This window comes from Agreia sp. Leaf244 (genome assembly GCF_001422695.1).
In the GTDB taxonomy this organism is placed as follows: domain Bacteria; phylum Actinomycetota; class Actinomycetes; order Actinomycetales; family Microbacteriaceae; genus Agreia.
On sequence record NZ_LMLX01000002.1, the window covers coordinates 850247 to 871856 of the forward strand.

The 21610-nt window shown below is 68.4% G+C and carries 11 protein-coding genes; 4 read left to right on the top strand and 7 right to left on the bottom strand.

Annotated elements, in window-relative coordinates; all coding sequences use genetic code 11:
- Positions 1 to 15 precede the first annotated feature (15 nt).
- Positions 16 to 1035: a LacI family DNA-binding transcriptional regulator gene (locus ASF06_RS08785; RefSeq protein WP_055945641.1), complete on the bottom strand. Its 1020-nt coding sequence runs from the start codon at positions 1033 to 1035 to the stop codon at positions 16 to 18.
- A gap of 172 nt (positions 1036 to 1207) precedes the next feature.
- Between ASF06_RS08785 and ASF06_RS08790 the strand changes: the two genes are divergently transcribed.
- Positions 1208 to 2317 carry an LPXTG cell wall anchor domain-containing protein gene (locus tag ASF06_RS08790; protein WP_055945643.1) on the top strand — a complete coding sequence of 370 codons (1110 nt, stop codon included), beginning with the start codon at positions 1208 to 1210 and terminating at the stop codon, positions 2315 to 2317.
- A 207-nt stretch (positions 2318 to 2524) separates the two neighbouring features.
- On the opposite strand, the gene ASF06_RS08795 is transcribed toward ASF06_RS08790, so the two are convergent.
- From ASF06_RS08795 to ASF06_RS08810, 4 genes are all read right to left on the bottom strand, one after another.
- The gene (locus ASF06_RS08795; RefSeq protein WP_200920339.1) at positions 2525 to 4606 is read right to left on the bottom strand and encodes a glycoside hydrolase family 127 protein; all 2082 of its coding nucleotides are present in this window, start codon (positions 4604 to 4606) and stop codon (positions 2525 to 2527) included.
- Positions 4607 to 4608: 2 nt separating this feature from the next.
- Positions 4609 to 5520: a carbohydrate ABC transporter permease gene (locus tag ASF06_RS08800; protein ID WP_082479560.1), complete on the bottom strand. Its 912-nt coding sequence runs from the start codon at positions 5518 to 5520 to the stop codon at positions 4609 to 4611.
- Between the two features lie 3 nt (positions 5521 to 5523).
- Positions 5524 to 6465 carry a carbohydrate ABC transporter permease gene (locus ASF06_RS08805; RefSeq protein ID WP_055945645.1) on the bottom strand — a complete coding sequence of 314 codons (942 nt, stop codon included), beginning with the start codon at positions 6463 to 6465 and terminating at the stop codon, positions 5524 to 5526.
- 86 nt (positions 6466 to 6551) lie between these two features.
- The gene (locus ASF06_RS08810) at positions 6552 to 7847 is read right to left on the bottom strand and encodes an ABC transporter substrate-binding protein (protein ID WP_055945647.1); all 1296 of its coding nucleotides are present in this window, start codon (positions 7845 to 7847) and stop codon (positions 6552 to 6554) included.
- Between the two features lie 162 nt (positions 7848 to 8009).
- On the opposite strand from ASF06_RS08810, the gene ASF06_RS08815 reads away from it, so the two are divergent.
- Positions 8010 to 9044, top strand: coding sequence for a LacI family DNA-binding transcriptional regulator (locus ASF06_RS08815; protein ID WP_055945649.1), 1035 nt, complete (start codon positions 8010 to 8012; stop codon positions 9042 to 9044).
- A gap of 134 nt (positions 9045 to 9178) precedes the next feature.
- On the opposite strand, the gene ASF06_RS19830 is transcribed toward ASF06_RS08815, so the two are convergent.
- The gene (locus ASF06_RS19830; RefSeq protein ID WP_235500953.1) at positions 9179 to 13189 is read right to left on the bottom strand and encodes an OmpL47-type beta-barrel domain-containing protein; all 4011 of its coding nucleotides are present in this window, start codon (positions 13187 to 13189) and stop codon (positions 9179 to 9181) included.
- Positions 13190 to 13341: 152 nt separating this feature from the next.
- Positions 13342 to 19602, bottom strand: a complete 6261-nt coding sequence (locus ASF06_RS08825; protein ID WP_082500859.1) for an OmpL47-type beta-barrel domain-containing protein — start codon at positions 19600 to 19602, stop codon at positions 13342 to 13344.
- A gap of 352 nt (positions 19603 to 19954) precedes the next feature.
- On the opposite strand from ASF06_RS08825, the gene ASF06_RS08830 reads away from it, so the two are divergent.
- Both ASF06_RS08830 and ASF06_RS08835 read left to right on the top strand, forming a co-directional pair.
- Positions 19955 to 20980 (top strand): NADPH:quinone reductase, encoded by a 1026-nt coding sequence (locus tag ASF06_RS08830; protein WP_055945653.1) that lies wholly within the window; start codon positions 19955 to 19957, stop codon positions 20978 to 20980.
- Positions 20981 to 21093: 113 nt separating this feature from the next.
- Positions 21094 to 21588, top strand: coding sequence for a nucleoside deaminase (locus ASF06_RS08835; RefSeq protein WP_055945655.1), 495 nt, complete (start codon positions 21094 to 21096; stop codon positions 21586 to 21588).
- The last annotated feature ends 22 nt before the right edge of the window (positions 21589 to 21610 follow it).

Consider the following 21610-nt stretch of genomic DNA (forward strand, 5'->3'; position numbering starts at 1 on the left):
GGGAGGTGGGTCGGGTCAGGGGGTGTGGTTCGGTGCAGCCGGTGTGGACTCGCGAACGGTCAGCGACGGCTTGATCACGACCTGCTCGACCGGCGCATCCGGTGTTTCAAGGCGCCGGATGAGCAGCTTCGCTGCGGCCCGCGCGCGCTTGACCGAGCCGAGGTCGACGCTCGTGATCGAGGGGTTGGCGAGCTCGGCGATGTCGGTGTCGTCCATGCCGATCACGGCCACCTGCTCGGGCACCCGGATGCCGCGGGTGCTGAGCTCCTTCATCGCCGCGACCGCGAGCAGGTCGTTCGCGCACACCACCGCGTCGGGGGTCGACTGGGAGAAGAGCTCACGGGCGGCGACGAGGCCGGCGCGGTAGGTGAAGTCGGATGCAGCAGCCTGCATGTCGGCGACGAGCGGCATGCCGTGCTTGGTCATGGCCCGCACGTACCCGGCGAGGCGGGCTGCGCCCGGAACGGTGTCGACGGGTCCGTTGATGAAGGCGATGCGCTCGCGCCCCGCCTTCACGAGGTGCTTCACCGCGAGGCCGATGCCCTTGGCCGAATCGGCGCGCACGTTGTCGAACTCGACGCCCGCGGGCAGCGATCCGATGATCACGACGGGTACGCGCGTCTCCTGCAGCGCGGCGACGAGTTCATCGGTCACGCGCAGCGGGCTCATGATGAGGCCGTCGGCGAAACCGCGGTTGAGGCCCGCGAGAAAGTCGATCTGGTCGCTGGGGTCGCTTCCGGTCGACGAGAGCACGAGGCGGTAGCCGGCCTCGGTCACGACACGGGAGACCTCGTGCATCATCGCGACGTAGACGGGGTTTCCGACGTCGGCGACCGCGAGCGCGATCTGCATGGTCTTGCCGACCTTGAGCGAGCGGGCGGTGGCCGAGGGAACGTAGCCCAGGGTGGTGGCGGCCTCGCGCACTCGCTCGGTCACGCCATCCGATGCAGGAAGCCCGTTGAGCACCCGCGAGACCGACGCGATCGACACACCGGCGCGCTCGGCGACCAGCACGAGTGTGGACTTCTTCGTCACGGAGGTTCCTTTGTAATCGTTTACAAGAACGTTTACAGGAACACTAGCCCGCCGCCCGCCGAGACGCAAGCCAAGGCGAACGGTTCATGAACAGACACCGACGAGCCCGACCGAACTGAGCATCCCTCGCTACGCTCGACCCGCCAGAGCACGTCACACATCGGAGAAACCCATGCATCCCGCCCTGAAGAAGATCGCCGTCGGAGCCGTCATCGTGACCGCATTCGGCGCCGTCACGCCCCTCGTCGCCGGGTCGGCCAGCGCCGCCGACGCCACCGGGACTGTGACGGTGACGCAGTTCGACGACCGCTACGCGGACGGCCTCTTCGACACGACGCTCGTCGCCCCCGACGGTCGCACAGACGAGAAGCGCACCTCCTCCTACGTGTACCTGCACGATGTCAACGGCAAGTGGTGGGCGACCAACACGAACGCCAGCGGCGACTATGTCTTTCCGAACATCCCCGTCGGCGCGGCCCAGATCTACGTGGGCGGCCCGAACAGCGGTGTGAGCTCGGCCTTCTTCGACGCCACAGGCGCAACGGGACTCGCAGACCTCGAGCGACTGCCCGACGAGACCATCTCGTTCAGCAATGGCACGTTCATCTTCCAGGACGGCAGCACCATCGACACCCTCAGCGGCCCGAGCAGCGTGCAGGGCGAGTCCTCGGTCACGGTCACGGCCGCCAGCCAGTCGAAGCTCATCGGCATGTCGGCGTTCAAGGCGGGCGTGCAGACCGTTCTGGCGGGCGACCCCGAGACGCTCGTGACCGGATACGGCGTTCCGACCGTGTACTCGAACGGCGACGCCTTCGAGGCCGTCGAGTGGCAGCCTGGCAACTTCTACGTGGCCGACGACGACCACGAGGCGTACTTCTTCCCGTCCCGCTTCGGCGTCACGGTCGAGCCGAAGGAGGGCTACGTCGTGACGAACGTCGAGGCCCGCTCCTCGATCGACCTCACCCGCACCCTTCCCGTGACCGAGACGGACGGCTTCTACAGTGTCGACCTGCTGGGAGCCGCGAACTACTTCGACCGCGTCGACTTCGTCGTGACCCTCGACGTCGCTCCGCCGACACCGGTGGATCCGCCCACCACCACGCCGGGCACGACCACTCCTCCCGTGATCGCAGGAACCGACTTCACGTCCGGCGTGAAGCCGGCTGCGGGCGGCAAGACGCTCGCCGCCACGGGCCTGGATGCGACGGCCTCGGTCGCCGCCGCCGGCGCCCTGCTCGCAGTCGGCGGCTTCGTGCTGCTGCGCCGCCGCCGCACCGCGTAGCACCTCGCACCTGCCGCACTGAGGTGCGGAGGATGGCCGCCTCCGAGCATGTGGAGGCGGCCATTTTCCGCACTTCAGTGCGGCTCGCCACCTCCGGTCGAGCAACGAGGGGCGAACGCGAACTGACCCGAAGTGCTCTCGATTCTCAGAAAGAGAGCACTTCGGGTCAGTTCGGTGAGCGCTCAGCGGGCCCCGGCGGGGCTGCCGTCAGCGGCGCTGCGTCGGGATCCAGATGCGCATCGTCGACGGGCCGCGGTTTCCCCACGCGTGGTACGGCAGCAGCTCCGCCGTGAACGCCTCGGCGTCGGAGGCAGACGCAGTGTCGGAGGCCGCGTTCAGCTCCGACTCGTACGGCCACTCCGACGTGGCCTCGGGCGCGACCCGCAGCGTCACGGTCAGCCGGGCACCGGCATCCGGGCCCATCGGGTCAGCCGAATCGGCGGCATCGACCGGATCGACCGTGTCGTCGATCTCGATGCGGCTGAACTCCTCCTCGCCGCTGCCGACGCCGGCCAGCCCCGCCGACTCGAGCGAGAACACCTCGGGGCCGCGCTCGACAGCCACCGAGCCGCGGATCGCGTCGATGCGCGAGTCGGGACGGGTGAAGCGCGGCCGCATGGGCAGCTCGAGCTCGAGCACGTCGCCCGCGGAGAACACGCGCGTCACCGTGACATATCCCGGCGACACAGCGCCCGGCGACACGGTCTCGGTCGAGCCACCGGTCTCCGTCGAGCCACCGGTCTCCGTCGAGCCACCGCTGACGGCCAGCGTCGCGCCCGTCGCCCACGAGGGAACGCGCAGTGACAGCGACACCTCATCGGAGGGCGCCTCGATGACGCGCACCACGATGCGGCCCGAGCGCGGGTAGTCGGTCTCGACCCGCACCGCGAGCCGGCCGCCGACGCGTCCGTCGCCGCCACCCAGCTGCGTGTCGATGGTGGTGGGAGCGTACTGGTGCAGCTGCAGCCCCGTGTCGTCGACGGTCGCCACATAGGCGGCGAGACTCGCGAAGGTGCGCGCCACGTTGGGCGGGCAGCACGACACCTCGAACCAGGGCGCGCGCACCGACGACGATGCGCGCGGCGAGATCTCGTCGGGCGAACCCGCCTCTCCGGGCGTGCGCTGGTGCAGCGTGTTGGCGTAGAAGAACGCCGTTCCCTCGGCCGACGGCGACGTGGCCACGACGTTGAACAACGTGCGCTCGATCAGGTCGGCGTAGCGCACGTCGTTCTCTTCGAGCAGCAGCCGCCAGCTGAACATGATCGATGCGATGCCGGCGCAGGTCTCTGAGTAGGCGCGGTCGCTGGGCAGCTCCCAGTCCTCGCCGAACGCCTCGTCCTGGTGGTGCGATCCCTGCCCACCCGTCACGTAGGTGCGGCGGTCGATGGTGCGCTGCCACTGCGCCTTCAGCGCGTCGATCATGCCGGAATCGGACTTCTCCACGGCGATGTCGAGCGCCCCGGCGGCGAGGTAGTTCGCCCGAACCGCGTGCCCGCGCAGCACCGTCGCGTCGCGCACGGGAACGTCGTCCTGGAAGTAGGCCCGTCCGTACTCGATGTCCTTCAATATCTGATGCCCGCGTCGCTCCACGAACAGGCCGGCGAGGTCGAGGTACGACTGCTCCCCCGTGACCCGGCCGAGTTCGGCGAGGCCCACCTCGACCTCGGGGTGGCCGCAGACCGACTGGATTCCGTGTTCCCCGAACGCCTCGACGATCAGATCGGCGGCACGTCGGGCTATCGACAGCAGCCCGTCGTCGGCACCGGGCGCCGTGCGCTCCCGGGCGACGGCGGCCTGGAAGAGGTGGCCGAGGCAGTAGAGCTCATGGCCCCACTCGAGCTGCGACCAGCGCGATTCCTGACCCGGGTGGCCGAACCGGGTGTTCAGGTAGCCGTCCGCATCCTGCGCCGCGGCGACCCGCGCGACCACGGCACGGAAGCGCGCCTCGAGAGCGTCGCGCCGGGCGGGGTCGCCGCCGGAGCCGGAGGAACCGAGGCGCCCGATCTCCCAGGCGACGGCCTCGAGGTACTTGTAGATCTCGGAGTCGGAGAACTCGCGTCCGCGCCGACCCTCCGACGCGGTGAGGCCCGCGGCCACCCGGTCGAAGTTGGCGAGCCAGCCCTCCTTCTCGAGCCAGTGCTCGATGTGCGGGAGGGTGGCTTCTCCGTTGACCTGCTGGCGGTCGTGCCAGAAGCCGCCGGTGATGCGAACCTCGTCGAGGCCCAGGGGTCGGAGCGCACCGGAGGTGGGAACCACCGGAGCTGCGACGGTTCGTGTGATGAGTGACATGGTTACCCCTTGAAAGCGCCGGACATGAAGCCGCGCACGTAGTGACGTTGAAGAATGAGGAAGAGAAGGATGCACGGGAGTGCGAGGACGACGACGCCGGCCTCGGTCGCGCCGTAGTCGACGACGCCCTGCACCTGCCCGCGCAGGTTCGACACGGCGAGCGGAAGAGTCATCTTCGTCGAGTCGTTGATCAGGATGAGCGGAGCCATGAAGTCGTTCCACGCCGCGAGGAATGCGAACAGCCCCACCGTGATGAGCCCGGGCTTCACGGCCGGCACGAGCACCTTCCACAGCACGGTCCACGAGTTGCAGCCGTCGACCATGGCGGCCTCGTCGAGCTCTCTCGGGATCGACTCGAACGCGATGCGCATCATGAAGGTCGAGAACGGCAGCTGGAACATCGTCAGCACCAGCGCCACTCCCACGAGGGAGTTCGACAGGCCGACCATGTTGAGCAGCACGTACAGCGGGATCAGCAGTGTGGCGTAGGGCACCATCAGGATCGCGATCGTCGCGAGGAACAGCGCGTTCTTGCCGCGGAAGTTGAACCTGGCGAACGCGTAGCCCCCGAGCAGCGAGATCACGAGCGTGAGCACCACGGTCAGCAGCGACACGAACACCGAGTTGCCGATGTACTGCAGAATGCCGTCCTGGTAGTTCGCCAACGTGATGTAGTTGCCGAGCCCCCAGCCGTCGGTCTGGTTCGTGCCCGCGAGCGGCGCGACCGACGAGATCGCGGTCCACACCAGCGGGTAGAGGAAGATCACGGCCAGCGCCGCGGTCAGAACCCAGAACGGCATCTGGATGGCGATTCCGCCGAGACTCGTCGTGCGCGGTGCCTTGCGGCCCCCGCGTGGCGGCTCGGCCGGGCGGTCGGCCGCGACGGTCGTGGGCGGTTCGATGAGAGCGGTCACGGGTCAGTCCTCGGCTTTCTTGCTGAACGCGCGGATCTGCACGATGTTGATGATGACGAGGGCGGCGAGCACGATGACCGACAGCGCACCGGCGACGCCGAGGTTGTTCGGCCCCTGGAAGGCCACGTTGTAGATCAGCTGAACGACGGTGATGGTGCTGTTGTCGGGGCCGCCCTTGGTGAGGATGTAGAACTGCTCGAAGGCGAGAAGCGATCCGGTGACGCACATCACGGTGGTCAGCGCCAGCGTCGGCTTGAGCAGCGGAACGGTGATGTCGCGGAAGATCTGCCAGCGCGATCCGCCGTCGATGCGGGCGGCCTCGTAGACCTCTTCCGGAATGCCCTGCAGTCCGACGAGCATCAACAGCATGTAGAAGCCGGCGAATCGCCAGACGATCAGGAACAGGGTCGACCAGAGCGCAGCATCCGGTGTGCCGAGGAACGTGAAGCCCCACGACTTGGTGAGCTCGGCGAACGGGCCGGCGATGGGCGAGTAGAGAACGTAGAAGAGCAGGGATGCCGATGCGAGGCCGAGCGCGCTGGGCACCAGGAAGGCGGTTCGCAGGAAGCCCTTCCACCGGCTGGACTCCTGCACGAGCAAGGCCAGTCCGAGGCCGAGGCCGATGAGCAGCACGGTGGCCAGGACGGTGTACTTCAGGGTGAAGATGACCGAATCGATGAAGAAGCGGTTGTCGAGGGCCTCGGGAAAGTTCTCGGGGAAGTTGATGCCCTGGTTGCCGCCGAGCAGCGGCCAGTCCGACGCCGCCATCTGGAAGACGAGCACGAGCGGCACCAGGAAGAGGAGCACGACGAACAGCGCCGTGGGAAGAGCGAACAGCCAGCCCGTGAGGGCGCTTCCGGAGCGTCGCGGGCGGCGCCGGGTGGGAGCACGACCGGGCCGGGTCGCCGCGACCGGCGCCGATGCCGGAGTGACGGTGGTGCTCATGAGGGAGCCTTTCGATGCGGTGATGCGGGTGTGGAGCCGGGGCGGGCGCTGCGGGCGCCCGCCCCGGATGACGCTGGTGACGCCGGTTACTGCGAGAGCACCTCGGTGATGGCCTCGTTGTCGGCGTCGAGCGAGTCGCTGCCGTCGAGAACCGCATTGCGCACGAGCTCAAGCCACGGGCCGGTCGGCGAGTTGAACGCCTCCTGGAAGTTCTTCGACACGGGGGTGTCACCCTTGGCCGCGACCTCGTTGATCGTGACCAGGCGCGGATCCTTGTCGGAGTATTGGTTGCTCGACAGGTCGCTGCGGGAGACCACGTCGCTGTCCTTCGCGAGGACCTCGACCTGCGCGTCCTCCGACATCAGCCAGTTGAGGAAGTTCCAGGCCTGCGGCGACTTCTTGGAGTCCTTCGAGATTCCGATGCCGTCGCCACCGACGAACGTCGAGGCGCCGCCATCCGGCCCCGGGATGCCGGCGACGCCGACATCGAAGGGCGTGGAGCTCAGCAGCGTGGCGGGGTACGGCATAACGCCGACCTTGCCCTCGGTGAATCCGGCGGTCCAGGTGGGGCCGGCCTCGTCCTTCGACGACGGCAGCACCGTTCCGGAGGCCCACAGGTCGGCCCACGTGGCGAAGACGTCCTTCGCGTTCTTCTCGGCGAGCAGCGACTCTGTTCCGTCGCCGTTCATGACCTCGTCGCCCGATGCCCAGACACTCGGGAACCAGGTGAAGACGAGGCAGCCGCCGCAGTTGAGGCCGGTAGCGGTGCCGTATGTGTCGGGCTTGTTCAGAGCCTGAACCGCCTTGGCCTGCTCGGCGAACTCGGCGAGGGTCGTCGGTCCCTTCTCGGGGTCGAGTCCGGCCTCCTTGTAGAGCTCCTTGTTCCAGAACATCATCGAGAGGTCGAGCACGAAGGGCAGCACGTGCTCCTTGTCGTCGACGGTGCCGGCCGACAGGTGCCCCTTGTTGATCGAGTCCTTGAAGTCGAGGCCGTCGATGTTCGACGAGATGTCCTGGAACAGCCCCTGCTCCACCCAGTTCGGCACGTAGACGATGTCTGCGGCGAACAGGTCGGGAAGGCTTCCGGAGCCGGCTGCGGCACCGACCTTGGCCACGTAGTCGTCGTTCGGCACGACGGTGAGCTTGACCTGGTTCTCGTGGCTCGCGTTGTACGCGTCGACGAGCAGGTTGGCCTGCTTCTCGAGCGGGGCGCGAGTCCAGAGGGTGAGCTCGCTTCCGTCGTCGGTTCCTTCGGGGCCGGCGCTGGCCGCCGGGTCTGCAGCGGTTCCGCCGCCGGAGCATGCGGCGAGTCCGGCGATGAGTGCGCCGGCGAGCAGCACGCCTCCCGCCCGTCGCATGCGATTACCTGCTGTGGTGATCATCTGTGATTCTCCTTTTGACTCTACGTTGAGTGGACCGTGCAAGGTCCGTCAGGTTCGGGCAGAAGCCGAAAGCTTCGAAACGCCTTTCGGCAGGCTATCGCGTCGTCTACAGCGTCGTCAAGTGCATTTTCCTGTAGCCTTTTCTCCACGGAAGAGGTGCGCATGTCAGACAACAGAACGGGCACAGCGGGGGGCCGCGCTGCAACGCTCAGCGATGTGGCGAAGATCGCCGGCGTGTCTCTTGCCACCGCGTCGAAGGCCATCAACGGCCGCGGCGAGGTTGCGGCCGCGACGCGGCAACGTGTGCTCGAAGCGGCGAAGAAGATCTCGTTCACGCCGAACGAATTGGCGCGCAGCCTGATCAACGGTCGAACGGGAACCGTCGGCCTGCTCACGAGCGACCTCGAGGGCCGCTTCGTGATCCCGATTCTCATGGGCGCCGAAGACGCGTTCGGCGCGGGCCAGGTCAACGTCTTCCTGTGCGACGCCCGCGGCGACGCGATCCGCGAGCAGCACCATCTGAACGCGCTGCTGACACGACGTGTCGACGGCATCATCGTGGTGGGCCGCTCGACCGATCCGCGCCCGTCGCTCGGGCACAACATCCCCGTTCCCGTGGTCTACGCCTACGCGCCGAGCGAAGACCCTACCGACGTCTCGATCACTCCGGACAACCGGGCGGGCGGCCGCCTCGCGGTCGAACATCTCATCGCGTGCGGTCGTTCGAAGATCGCGATGATCTCAGGAGAGGCCGTCTATGCCGCCGCCCAGGACCGCGCCGCGGGGGTCATGGATGCGCTTGGCGACGCCGGCCTCGAGCTGATGGGGCGACCCATGTTCTCGGAATGGTCGGAGCACTGGGGTCGCGACGCGTCGGCGATGCTCTTCCGACAGTTCCCCGACATCGACGGCGTCGTGGCCGGCTCCGACCAGATCGCGCGGGGCGTGCTCGACACGATGCGCGACCTCGGCCGTGAGGTTCCGCACGACGTGGCCGTGGTGAGCTTCGACAACTGGGAGATCCTGGCGACGAACTCGCGCCCCGAGCTCACGAGCATCGACGCGAATCTGCAGCAGCTCGGGCGCATGGCCGCCACCCGCATCTTCGACGCCATCGACGGCACGGCGGCGACTCCCGGAGTCGAGAACCTGCCGGGTCGTCTGGTCATCAGGGGATCGACGATCGCCCGCCGCTGAACCCGCCCTTCGACAAGCTCAGGGAACGGTCCGGTGCCCTTCGACAGGCTCAGGGAACGAGGGGGTGCCCTTCGACAAGCCCAGGGAACGGTCCGTTCCCTGAGCCTGTCGAAGGGGCGAGCGCTACCCGCGACCTACTCGACCGGTGCGGAAAGGTGGCGACGGAGGAGCAGCGCTCCAGCCGCCAGCAGCAGCAGCGCCGCGAGCGCAGGCACCAGCGGCTCGGCTCCCGTCGCCGGAAGCGTCTCTGCCGAACCCGCTCCCGATCCCCCCGACGATCCCGCAGGAACAGACGGCGCCCCCGGCACGCTCGGAACGTCCGGCGTCCCCGGCTCCTGCGGGTCGACCGGCACCTCCACAGCGGTGATCTGCACCTCGAGCGTGCGCGTCTCCTCGACGTTGCCGGCGGCATCCACCGAGCGGAAGCTCAACGTCTGCGTGCCCACCTCGTCGAACACGATGTCGTCGTCGCCCGCGGCGATCCACTCGTCGCCACCCCTCGAGTACTCGGTTCGGGCGACCCCCGACGTCTCATCGCTCGCACTGAGCATGATGCGCACGGGCTTCTGCGGAGTCCCCGCCACCGGCGCAGCAGCAGCAGCGGCGGCCCTGAACCCATCTCCGACCACCGTCGCCGAGGTCACCGGCGCGACCGAGTCGAGCTTCACGCTCGCCGAGCCGATCTCCGAGACGTTGCCCGCGGCATCCACTGCTCGGGCCTCGACCAGCGAGTCGCCCTGCGCCGACACAACGACCGGCGCCGTATACGGCGCCCACTCGCCCTCATCGACGCGCACCGAGACCGCCGGCGCGTCATCCACGTCGTCGCTCGCGGTGACCGACACGGTCACGTCGCCGGTGTTCCAGCCGGATGCCGGCGGCACGGGCGCCTGCTCGAGCACCACGGTCGGGGCCACGACGTCGGGCTCGGGGTCGACGGCCTCCGCGGCGAAGACCCGCCACTCGTAGATGCCGCTCGATCCGCCGGCCGCGGCCTCGCCCCAGGCCTGCATCACCGCGCGCAGGGCGGTCGTTTGCACGGTGTCGAACGACACCGGGTTGAACGCCTCACGATCGCGGCCGTAGTCGCCCTCGGCGTCGACGTCGAGCCACTGGCCCGTCGCCACGTCGAGGTACTGGATGCGCCAGCTGCGCGGAACGATGACGCCCACGCCGGCCTCGTCGGTGGAGTCGGAGAAGAACTTGAGCTCCGAGCTGTCGACGTCGACGATGCGATCCCAGGTGAGCTGCACCCACTGCTCGCCGACCTCGGGCCAGGTTCCCCAGCTCGATCCGTCGGCGGCGCCGTCGTTGATGGCGCCGACCGATGTCCAGCTCGACGAGAACGAGGCGGTCGCCGTGGCGAGGGGCGCGATGTTCCCGGTGAGCGGCACAGTGCTCGAGATAGGTACGGTGGCCTTGCCCGCGACCGACACGTTTCCGGCCGCGTCGCGTGCCCGGTAGAACACGTCGTGCTTCTGCTCATCGACCACGACCGGGGCCGTGTAGGCCTGCCAGCCGAGCTGGTCGTCGATCGAGTATTCGAGTCCCGCGAGGCCCGACACCGCATCGGCGCCCGCGACGGTCACCTGGCGCGCGGCCGCGTCGACCGTGGCCTGCGCGGTGGGCAGCGTCTTGTCGATCGACACGGTCACGAGCGATTCCTCGCTGACGTTGCCCGAGGCATCCGTCGCCCTGGCCCTCACCTCGGTGGCGCCCTCGGCGCTCACGAGGATCTCGGCGAAGCGCACGTTCTCGAACGCCGTCCAGTCGCCCGAGCCCGACTTCAGTTCGATGCGGCTGCGGATGTCGCGGTCGTCGATAGCCGTCGCGCGCACCGTGCTGTTCGACAGGTACCAGCCGCCTGCGCCCTGCGACCCGGCGACCGTGAGCGCCACGCTCGGAGCGGCGAGATCGGTGGGTTCGCCCAGCACCGTCCACTCCTTCACTCCGAGGCTCGACTTGCCCTCCACCGTTCCCTGGGCGACGAGCTGCGCCCGCAGCATCGTCGTGGTCACGGCGTCGAAGGTCACGGTGTTGTAGGCGTCGACCTCGGTGCCATAGGCGGAGGCGTTCGGCACAGCGACCCACGTCTCCGTCGCCGCGTCCCAGTACTCGAGCGACCACGACTTCGGCACCGCGATCCCGTCGCCGGCCGCGTCGAGGTTGTGCACGAAGTACAGGGCGCTCTCGTCGATGCGCACCGGGCTCGCCCACTCGTACTCGATGGTCTGCGGGCCGACCTGCGGCCACGCTCCCCAGACCTGGGCGTTGTCGTTCGGGGTGACATCGCCGGATGCCGTGGGCTCGGTTCCGTCGTTGAGCCCGCCGACCGCATTCCACGGCGCCGTGTAGCTCGCGGTGGCCGCCGCATCGATCGCGACATTCGTGCGCAGCTCGTCGCCGCCGAGCACCGTGACGGTGGCCTCGACCTGCGACGCGGCGTATCCCTGCGCGGAACCCGACACGGTGAAGGTGCCGGGCGCCGCGACGTCGGCCGCATCCACCGGCACCCACGCGACCGTGGCGGGCAGGGTGACGCCTCCCGCGTACGTCACGTCGACGGTCTCGGGCAGCTCGGGAAGCTCGCCGACGAGGGTGCTGACGGCGGCCGGGGTGTAGCCCGTCGCCGCATCGGCGTTGACCTTCCACTCCTCCACGGCAAGGGCGGAGTACTCCGACGGGTTGGCCGTGCCGGGCGACGCCTTCAGCACCGCGCGCACCTGCGTGGTGGTCACGGCGTCGAAGGTGGTCGACTGCGGCGACGCGGTCGAGGTGCCGTACGCGCTCGGGTTCGGAACGTCGACCCAGGCGCCGTCCTTCCAGTACTGCAGGGTCCACGACGCCGGGTTCGAGACCCCGTTGCCCGTGCCGGGTGCCACGTCGCGGAAGAACTTCAGCTCCGTGCTCGAGATGCGCACCGGATGCGGCCAGGTGTACTGCAGCCACTGCTCGGCGGGCCGGTTTCCGGTCCAGCTGCCCCACATGTCCGGCGGCAGCGGGTTGGGGCGCACGATCTCGTCGTTGAGGGCCTTCACCCAGTACTGGGTGGGAACCGGGTCGTTCGACACGGTGACCTGCGCCCAGGGCGCGATGTTCGTGCGCGGCGTGGTGTTCGCCTGCTTCTCGGGAGTCTGCTTCACGAGCTTCATGCGCGCCGGCGTCTGGGTGTCGTCCCACTCGACCGTGTCGATGGCCACCGAGCGCCGGAAGTGATTGCCGCCCACCGCATCCGCCGTGTGATAGGCGATGACCCACTCACCGTTGAACTCGGTGATCGCCGGATGGCTGGTGGTCGACGAGACGGGAGCGAGAACGGTGCCGCGGTACGTCCACGGGCCGGTCGCGCTGGGCGCCGAGGCGTAGCCGATGCACGCGTGGTAGTTCGCCGGGGTGCACGTGCTGCCCACGTCGTTGCCCGCGTAGGCCAGGTAGTAGGTACCATTGCGCTCGAACAGCCACGGGGCCTCGAAGAACCCGGTGAGTCCGGTGACCGTCTGCGCGCTGCCCACGAGCGTCTTCATGTCTGCTGCGAGCTCGATGCGCCGGGCCTGGCCGAAGCTGCCCCAGTACATCTGCACGGTTCCGTCGTCGTCGACGAACACGGTCGGGTCGATGTTGTGGATGGTGTTGCCGAGGATCTTCTGCGACACGATCGGGCCGCCCGCATGGTCGGTCCAGGGGCCGAGCGGGTTGTCGCTCACGGCCACGCCGATGCCGAACTTGTCCTCCGAGGTGCTCGCGGCCTCGTGCACCGGCACGTACCAGTAGTAGCGGCCGTCGATACCCTCGACGACCTGGCCGGCGTAAGCGCGACCGGGAGTCGCCCAGTCGAAGACGGCCTCGGGACGCATGAGCGCGGGGTGGTGCTCCCAGACCCCGGAGTCGACGTCGGTGGTCGAGAACGCCTGCCACTCGTTCATGATGAAGTCGTTCTGGGTGGCGGATGCCTCGTCGCGGCCCGCATAGATGTATAGCGTGTCGTCGACCACGAGGGTCGCCGGGTCTGCCGAGTAGTACGAGCCGTCGCCCAGGATGGGGTTCGACGTGGCCGCGTTCGCCGGTGCGGCGGCGGCGAGGGCGAGGCCGGATGCGACCAGGCCGGCCGCGAGCAGCGCGGCGGTCGTGCGAATGGTGCGTTTCACGTGTGATCTCCGTTGATCGTGTGTGGTCGAGCGGGGTGCCCTTCGACAGGCTCAGCGAACGAGCCCTTCGACAAGCTCAGGGAACGAGCGGGGTGCCCTTCGACAGGCTCAGGGAACGGTCCGTTCCCTGAGCCTGTCGAAGGGGGATGCGACTACTCCAGCAGCGCGGCGGAGCGGGTCGAACGCGTCGACCGACGCGACCGGGCCGTGAGGTACAGACCCAGTCCGGCGATCAGTGCGAGGGTCGCGGCCCAGGCGATGAAGCCCACCGGCTCCCCTACACCGGTGGATGCGATCACGTCGGGCCCGGGGCCTCCCGCCACCACGACGGTGATCGGCGCCGACAGCTCGCCGCCCGGGTTCACGAGCACGATGCGGTGCGCTCCGGCCTCGGTAGACACGGGAATCGTGACGACCGCCTGAGCCGTGCCGTCGGCCGCCACCGTCAGCGTTCCCAGCGTGACCGGGGTGCTGCGCAGCTCGATGCGGAAGACCGCGCCGGGCTCGGCGTTCTTCAGCGACACCGGAACCTGTCCGCCCGGGGAGACCGTCGTGACGCCGAGGTTCAGCATCTCGAGGCCGGTCAGGCCGCCCGACGGCTCACCGGGGGTTCCCGGATCGGTCGGCGTTCCCGGGTCGGTCGGATCGGTCGGGTCCGTCGGATCGGTCGGGTCCGTCGGATCGACGGGCCCGGTCGGCTTGGCCGGAACATCGACGGAGGCGCTCTCCGAACGGTTGCCCGCCAGGTCGCTCGCCCGGTAGTCGATCGTCACGGCCGCGTCGCCGGTGCCGAACGGAGCGGAGTAGACCGTCCACTCGCCGCCCGCGATGCGGTACTCGACCTGCGCGACGCCCGATGCGGCATCCGATGCCGTCAGCGTGAGAGTGCGCGCTGCCGAATCGAAGGACTGCGTCACCGTGGGCGCCGTGCCGTCGCGTTTCACGGTCACGGTCTGCGTCTCCGAGACGTTGCCCGCGGCATCCGTCGCCCGCAGCAGCACCGTGGTGCTGCCGTCGGTCGAGATCGCGATGGCCGCCGTGTATGGCGCCCATTCGGCGTCGCCGACCTTGGCCTCGACCTTCGGCGCGTCGTCGCGGTCGTCGATCGCCGATGCGGTGATCGTGGCCGTGCCGGTGAACCAGCCCGACGCGGGAGCCTCGGGGGCGACGGCCACGGTGAGAACCGGCGCCGTGGTGTCGGGCACCACGGCCGCGGCCTTCTCGAAGACGCGCCACTCCTTGATGCCGAGGCTTCCGGCGCCCGAGGCGGTGCCCGCGGCCTTCAGCTCGACACGCAGTTTCGTGGTGGTGACCGGGTCGAACGTGACCGTGTTGAAGGTGTCGATCGCGGTCGGGTACTCCGACGCGTTCGTCACCTCGACCCAGGTCGACGTCTCGGCGTTCCAGGCCTGCACGATGTACGACTTCGGCACCGAGATGCCCACGCCCGCGCCGTCGAGGTTCGAGACGAAGTAGAGCTGCGCCTCATCGACGGTCACCTCCTCTGTCCAGTCGTACTGCACCCACTGGGTGCCGATCTCGGGCCAGGCGCCCCAGACGTTGGCGTTGTCGTTCGGGGTGACATCTCCCGACGAGGTCGGCAGCACATCGTCGTTGAGTCCGTTCACCGAGTTCCAGCCGGCGGTGACGGATGCCGTGGGTACGGCGAACAGCGCCACGTTGCGTCGGTGGTTTCCGTCGCTGGCCGCGACGGTCACCGGCTCGGCCTCGGTCACGTTGCCCGCCTTGTCGGTGGAGCGCAGGTGCACGACCGTCTCGTCGAGGCCGACGAGGATGGTGCGCGTGTACGCGGTCCACTCCACGGCGTCGCCGATGCGGTACTCGAGGCTCGCGACTCCCGAACCGGAGTCGCTCGCACTGGCCTTGACCGTGCGACCGATCGCATCCGGAACGCTCACGATGGCGGGTTTCGTCGCGTCGATCGCGAAGGCGAGCTCCTTGACCGTCGACACGTTGCCCGCGGCGTCGCGTGCCCTGGCCTGCACGGTGTGGCTGCCATCGGTCGAGACCGCGACACCCTCCGTGTAGGCCGTCCAGGCCCCGCCGTCGACCGCGTACTCCAGTACGGGGGCCGGATCGGCGTTATCGGTGGCCGAGAGCGTCACCGTGACGGGGCCCGTGTACCAGCCGGATGCCGGGGCGGCACTCGACGGGGTGACCGTCACAACGGGCTTCGTCGAGTCGACGGGCGAACCGGTGCCGACCTGAACGGTGGCCGAGGCGGCGACGGGAGAGTTCTCCACGGCGCCGGCCACGGTGAATGTTCCGTCGGTGGCGTACTGGGCCGGGTCGATGTCGGCCCAGTCGACGACCACGCCGCTCTGCCGCGATCCGTCGTTGTACTGCACGGTGACGGTGGACGGCAGTGCCGGGGCGACTCCCGCCCTCGTCTTCACAGAGACAGGGTCGATCGTGTTGATCTGGCCGGGAGGCGTCGCACGGACCCAGACGGTGGCCTTCGCCGGGGCCGATGCCCCGTCGACGAGGCCGATGACCTCGAAGCTGCCCTCGTTCGCGTAGCTGGCGGCGTCGATCGGAGCCCAGGCGACCGGAGTGGCCTGCCGCGAACCGTCTGCGAAGACGGCGTCGACCGTCGCCGGAAGGACCGGGGCCACCCCGACGCTCGTTCGAACGGAGACAGGGTCGAGAGACTCGGGGGCCTCGGCGAACACCTTCCACTCGCTGACCGCGACACCCGCGTAGGGGTCACCGCCCGTTCCCGGGCCCGCGGCCGAGAGCACGAGGCGCAGCTTCGTGGTGGTGACCGCGTCGAACGTCACCGAGTTCGGTGCATCTCGGGCCACGCCGTAGTCGCTCGGGTTCTCGACGTCGACCCAGGCCGTGCCGTCCCAGTACTGGGCCTTCCACGACTTCGGGATGTTGACGCCGGCACCTGAGGTGGCGCTCGTCTGGTCGGCCCAGAAGCTGGCCTCGAGCGAGTTGACCCGCACGGGGCTCGACCAGTCGTACTGCAGCCAGCGCGTCGCCGGTCGCGAGCCCGACCACGTGCCCCAGAGCTCGGTCTGGGCGCCTCCAGAGTGCAGGATCGTGCCGTTGTTGACGGCGTTCACGTTGTTCCAGCCGGCGGTGAACTCGGCCGTGGGCGTCGCGGACCCCGCGACGTTGTTGCCGCCCGCGGCGACCTCGGCAGAGATGACCACGTCTTTTGTGCTCGACAGCTCTCCGTCGTTCACCGTGAGGCGCAGCGTGTAGTCGCCGGCCGCGGTGAAGCGCACGACGCTGGTGGCGGCATCCGGATTCTCGAAGACGGCGAGCCCGTCGGTCGGGGCGCTGACGACACTCCAGCTCGTGGTGAGGTCGGTGCCCGGCAGGCCGTCGTCCTTGGCCGTGCCGATGAGGCGCGCCTGGCCGGCGGCGGTGTACGCGGCGTCACGCCACGCATCCACCTGGGGCGGCAGGTTCGTCGAGGCCGGGGCCTCGACGCCAGTCGAGAAGACCTGCACCTCCTTGATTCCCGTCTTGAACCCGGCCGCGTGGGTCGAGGTGACCCGAACCTTCTGCGCCGTGATCTCGGGGAACTGAGCCTGGTTCAGGTTGGCCCGCGGATAGACGGGCGTTCTGGCCTGGGCAGGGATCGGCTTCCAGGTGCTGCCGTCCTGATACTCGATCGTGTACTGCGCGGGCTCGGAGTAGCCCTGCACCGTCGCGGTCGACGAGGAGTTGTAGAAGAAGACCCGGATGTCGTCGAAGGACTTCGCCGAGCCGAGGTCGACCTCGATCGAGTCCTTCGCGTTCGGAGAACCTGCGGTTCCCCAGAAGGGCTCGTTGATGGTCGTGCCGTTCACGGCGCCCGCCGGCGGGCGGGAGGCTGCCGAGAACGAGGCCGTGACCGGCTGACCCGCGGCGAGGTTCGTCGAACCCACGCTGCGGGGGTCGATGTCGGCGCCCGCCTTGGCGAACAGGTCGACGACGCGGTCGGTCGACGCGAACTGCACGTCTCGAGGTGCCGTGACATCCTTCGTCGTCTCGGTCGTGACCGTGACGCCGGCCGGAGCCTCGACCTCGCCCGTGGCCGGGTCGTAGGTCACGTGGCTGAGCTTGTCGACCGTGAAGGCCAGCTCTCCGTCGAGGAACACCGAGTAGCCCTCGGGCACATCGGCGCCGTAGTACTTCGTGCCGCCGGGCGCATCCCACGTGATCGTGAGGTCGCTGTCGCGGTACTTGATGTTGTTGGCGGTGAAGTGATCCCACTCGATGTCGATCGGGTCGAGCTCGATCTTCGCATCGGTGCGGGGGCGCAGGCCCATCGCATCCTCGATCATCGTGAAGTTCGTGGTTCCGAGGATCGTGTGGTGGATCCACGAGCGGTAGCCGATGTTCTGGGGGTCGGCCGAGCCGTTCGACCAGAACTCGTTCTGGTCGGGCAGCCGGTTGTCTCCGCCGTTCTGGTAGTGCGACCAGGCGTTCCAGTAGAGCAGCTTCTTGTACCACTCGGAGTCGATCGCGTCGGTCGGGTAGTTGCGCAGAACGCTGGCCAGCATGCGGAACGTGACCGTGGAGTTGATGACCGAGAAGTTGTTGCTGCCCGGTCCGCCGTAGTCGGCCTGGTCGGCCTGGTTCGCCGTGTAGAACGGGAAGATCGGGTACTGCTTGTCATCGGCGAACAGGCGCAGGGCGTCGACGTAGTCGTCGTTGTAGTCCGCGTCGCCCGGCTTCGGCATGAGGCCGACCGTGAAGGGGTAGTAGTTGTTGATCTCCTTCCACTTCGCGAGCTGCCCGTCAGACGTGAAGCGGTGCTTCAGCAGGTTCTCGTCGGAGTCCCACAGAAGCTCGACGACCTTCTCCTTGATGGTCTGCGCGAACTCGTCCATCTCGTCGGCCTTGGCGGTGTTGCCGGCCAGGCGATAGGCCTCGGCAGACGCCAACGCGTTCGAATAGAGGTAGGCGTTCTCGGTGCGGTCCATGCTGGCGTTGGGCCGCTCGTGGAAGGACACGGCGTCGGCGTCGTTGCCCGTCATCGCGCCCCAGTTGTAGTCGATCAGACCGCTGTCGTCGGTGTCGTAGGCGTCGAGCAGGCCCTTCACGTCGTACTCGGCGTATTCCGCGAGGTTGGATGCGATGGGTGCCGGCCCGCCGTGCAGCTGGTAGGCGCGCCACGCGGCCTCGGAGATGTACTGCGTGTAGCTGTTCGACCAGTTGGCGGGGTCGCCGGGGTTGTCGACGAACTTGTAGCTCTTGCTCGTCTCGCCCGCCGACACCCAGGGCCCGTAGGAGTAGATCGGGTCGCGGAAGTACTTGAGGTCGTCGATGAACATGCCCGTGGTGAGCACGATCGCATTGTTGTAGCCGAGCACGCCCTCCATCGAGGTGGGGAACTGGTAGTCGTTGCCCGGGATGTTCGCATCGAGGAAGTTGAATCGCATGAGCCACCAGCGGTAGAACAGCGTCTTGTCGATGTTGTCTTCGGGGGTGTCGAGGTAGGGCACGTTGTCGGCCCACCACTTGTTGTAGGTGGTCACGCTCGTCGTGAAGGCGGCGCCCGGGGTGGCGGCGCGCACGGCGTCGTACTCCGTGCGGCTCTCCTCGATCTCGGGCGTCACGAAGCCGAGCTGCACCTTGGCGCTGGCCGTGCCGCCGGCCGGCACATCCAGCGTGCGGGTCAGCTGGCCGGCGTCGACGGTGAAGCCGTCGCCCGAGAATCGGGGGAACACCGTCGTGAGGTTGTTGGCAGACGAGACCACACCGGTGAGCTCGTCGCCCTCGACCGTGGTGGCGTAGCCGGATGCGGCGCGCAGCTCGATGGTGGCCCCTCCGGTACTCGAGACGTCGAGGTTGGTGACGGCCACGTTGCCGTTGGTGATGAACTTTGTCTGCACGACGCGCAACCCCTGAGCGGCGTTGGTGTGCACGCTCCGCCAGTAGCTCGGCGTCTGCTTGCGCTCGGCGGTGACCTCGGTGAGGGCCACGGGGGTTCCGCCGACACGCAGCACGATGTCGTAGGCGCCGCGGTTGTCGATCGACTCCCAGTAGGCCACCTGGCCGCCGAAGCCGAGGACCTCGGGGCTGTGCTCCTTCATGAACACGGTGCGGCCGCGGGTGAAGAGCCATTGGTTGTTGTCGCCGTTACTGCCGGCGGTGCCGGTGCGGGCGAGCATGGTGTCGAACCAGAAGTCCTTCGACGTGTCGGTGCCGGCGCCCGCCGCCACGTCGGCGTCGAAGATCGACTGCAGCTGATTGCGGGTGTTGTACGCACCCGTCGGGGGCACGGGGTTGGCGTCGCCCGCGAAGGTCGGGTAGCCGATGTCGGAGTTGGCCGCGAAGGCCGGAGCGGCCGTTGTGGCCGCGAAGCCCGTAGCGATCAGGGTGGATGCGGCCAGGACCGCGAGCCCCCTGGTGATTCGCCGACGCGCTGAAAGTCGTTCTTTGTGCATGGATGCCACGGAAATTGTTACCTCTCACCATTGAGACAGACGCTCTTGCTGTTGGACGTTACTGCAGGGCTCTTCCGGGCCGCAAGGGCTTTCGGGATCTTTCGGAATGTTTCGGCGCGGTCGAGCAATCTTCGATTTAGAGCGGCGATTTGGCCGAAAACCCATCCAAGTGCGTTTCCGACTCGGCAGCCCCACCGACATCACCCCCGGTGCCGACTCGTTCCGACAGGGCTTCTGCTCACCCGCTCGCAGGAATAACGTCGAGTCAAAGCGGTTTCCGTACATGCCACCCCGGTTCTTCCTGAGTTGTGGCGAGCGACCCCACCGAAGTCACGACAGAAAGAGGCACAGAATGCGCGCAGTCACGTACGACCACACGGGAGATTCCGGCGTTCTCACGCTGACCGAGCGGGAGCCCGTCGACCCGGGCGACGGCGAGGTGCGCGTGCGCGTGGTGGTCTCGGGGGTCAACCCCACCGACTGGAAGTCGCGTGCGGGCGCCGGGGCGGGCAGCGGCCCGTTCGACGCGCCGAAGGTTCCGAACCAGGATGGCGCGGGGGTAGTCGACGCGGTCGGCGAGGGCGTGACGCAGTTCTCCGTGGGCGACCGCGTCTGGCTGTGGGACGTGGCCTTCGGCACGAGCATCGGCACTGCCCAGGAGTACGTGACCCTGCCGGCGACCCATGCTGTCGCGCTGCCCGACGACGCGACGTTCGACGACGGCGCGAGCCTCGGCATCCCGGCTCTGACCGCAGCCCTCGCGCTGGCCGCCCACGAGAACCTGCCCGACCGACTGTCGCCGGGCTCGCTCGAGGGCCGAGTGGTGCTCGTCTCCGGTGGCGCCGGGGCCGTGAGCCACGCGGCGATCCAGCTCGCGACGTGGGCGGGGGCCACGGTCATCACCACCGTCTCGTCTGACGAGAAGGCCGAGCTCGCCCGCCGGGCCGGAGCGGAACACATCCTGAATTACAAGACCGACGACGTGGCGGCGGCCGTCAAGCAGCTCGCGCCGAAGGGCGTCGACATCATCGTCGAGGTCAACCTGCAGGCGAACGCCGAGCTCGACGAGAAGATCATCGCCCGCGGCGGCACCATCGTGAGCTACGCCTCCGACGGCGACGACCGCGTGTCGCTTCCGATAGGCCCTGCCATGGGCCGCAACGTGCGCCTGCGCTTTCTGCTCACGTACACGGTGAGCGACGACGAGAAGCAGGATGCCATTGCCTCGGTCTCCGAGGCGTTGGCCGCGGGCGCACTGGGCGCGGGCGACGAGACGGGGCTGCCGTTCACGCGCTTCGCGCTCGCCGAGACGGCGGCGGCGCACGACGCGGTGGAGCAGGGAGTCGTCGGCAAGGTCCTCATCGACGTCGCGCGGTAGGGGACCCGTTCCCTGAGCCTGTCGAAGGGGCTCGCACAACCCCGCGCGGATCGAGTAGCCCGGCTCGCGCAGCGAGCCGGGCGTATCGAGATCACATCCAATAGGTTGATCTCATGCCCACCTTCTCGACCGCCGTCTCCGAATCCGACCTCTCGCACCTGCGCCGGGCGATCTTCGTCTCGATCGAGGCGAAGCAGCATGGCAACCACCCGTTCGGAGCGATTCTCGTCGACGAGCACGGTGCCGAGGTGCTGGCGGCCGAGAACACGGTCGTGACGCACTCCGACGCCACCGGCCACGCCGAGACCAACCTCGTGCGCCTGGCGACGAAGCAGTATTCGCTCGACGAGCTGCGGGGATTCACCCTCTATACGAGCTGCGAGCCCTGCGCCATGTGCACGGGCGCCATCTACTGGGCCGGCATCGGGCGCATGGTCTACGCGCTCCCCGAGCAGGCTCTCATTCCCCTCACCGGCGACGACCCCCAGAACCCCACCCTCGACCTGCCGAGCAGGGAGGTGCTGGCGCGCGGCCAGCGCACCGTCGTGGTCGCGGGCCCCGCCCTCGAAGAGCAGGCCGCCGAGCCCCACCGCGGCTTCTGGCGCTAGCCGACTCGGCCGCTAGCCGACG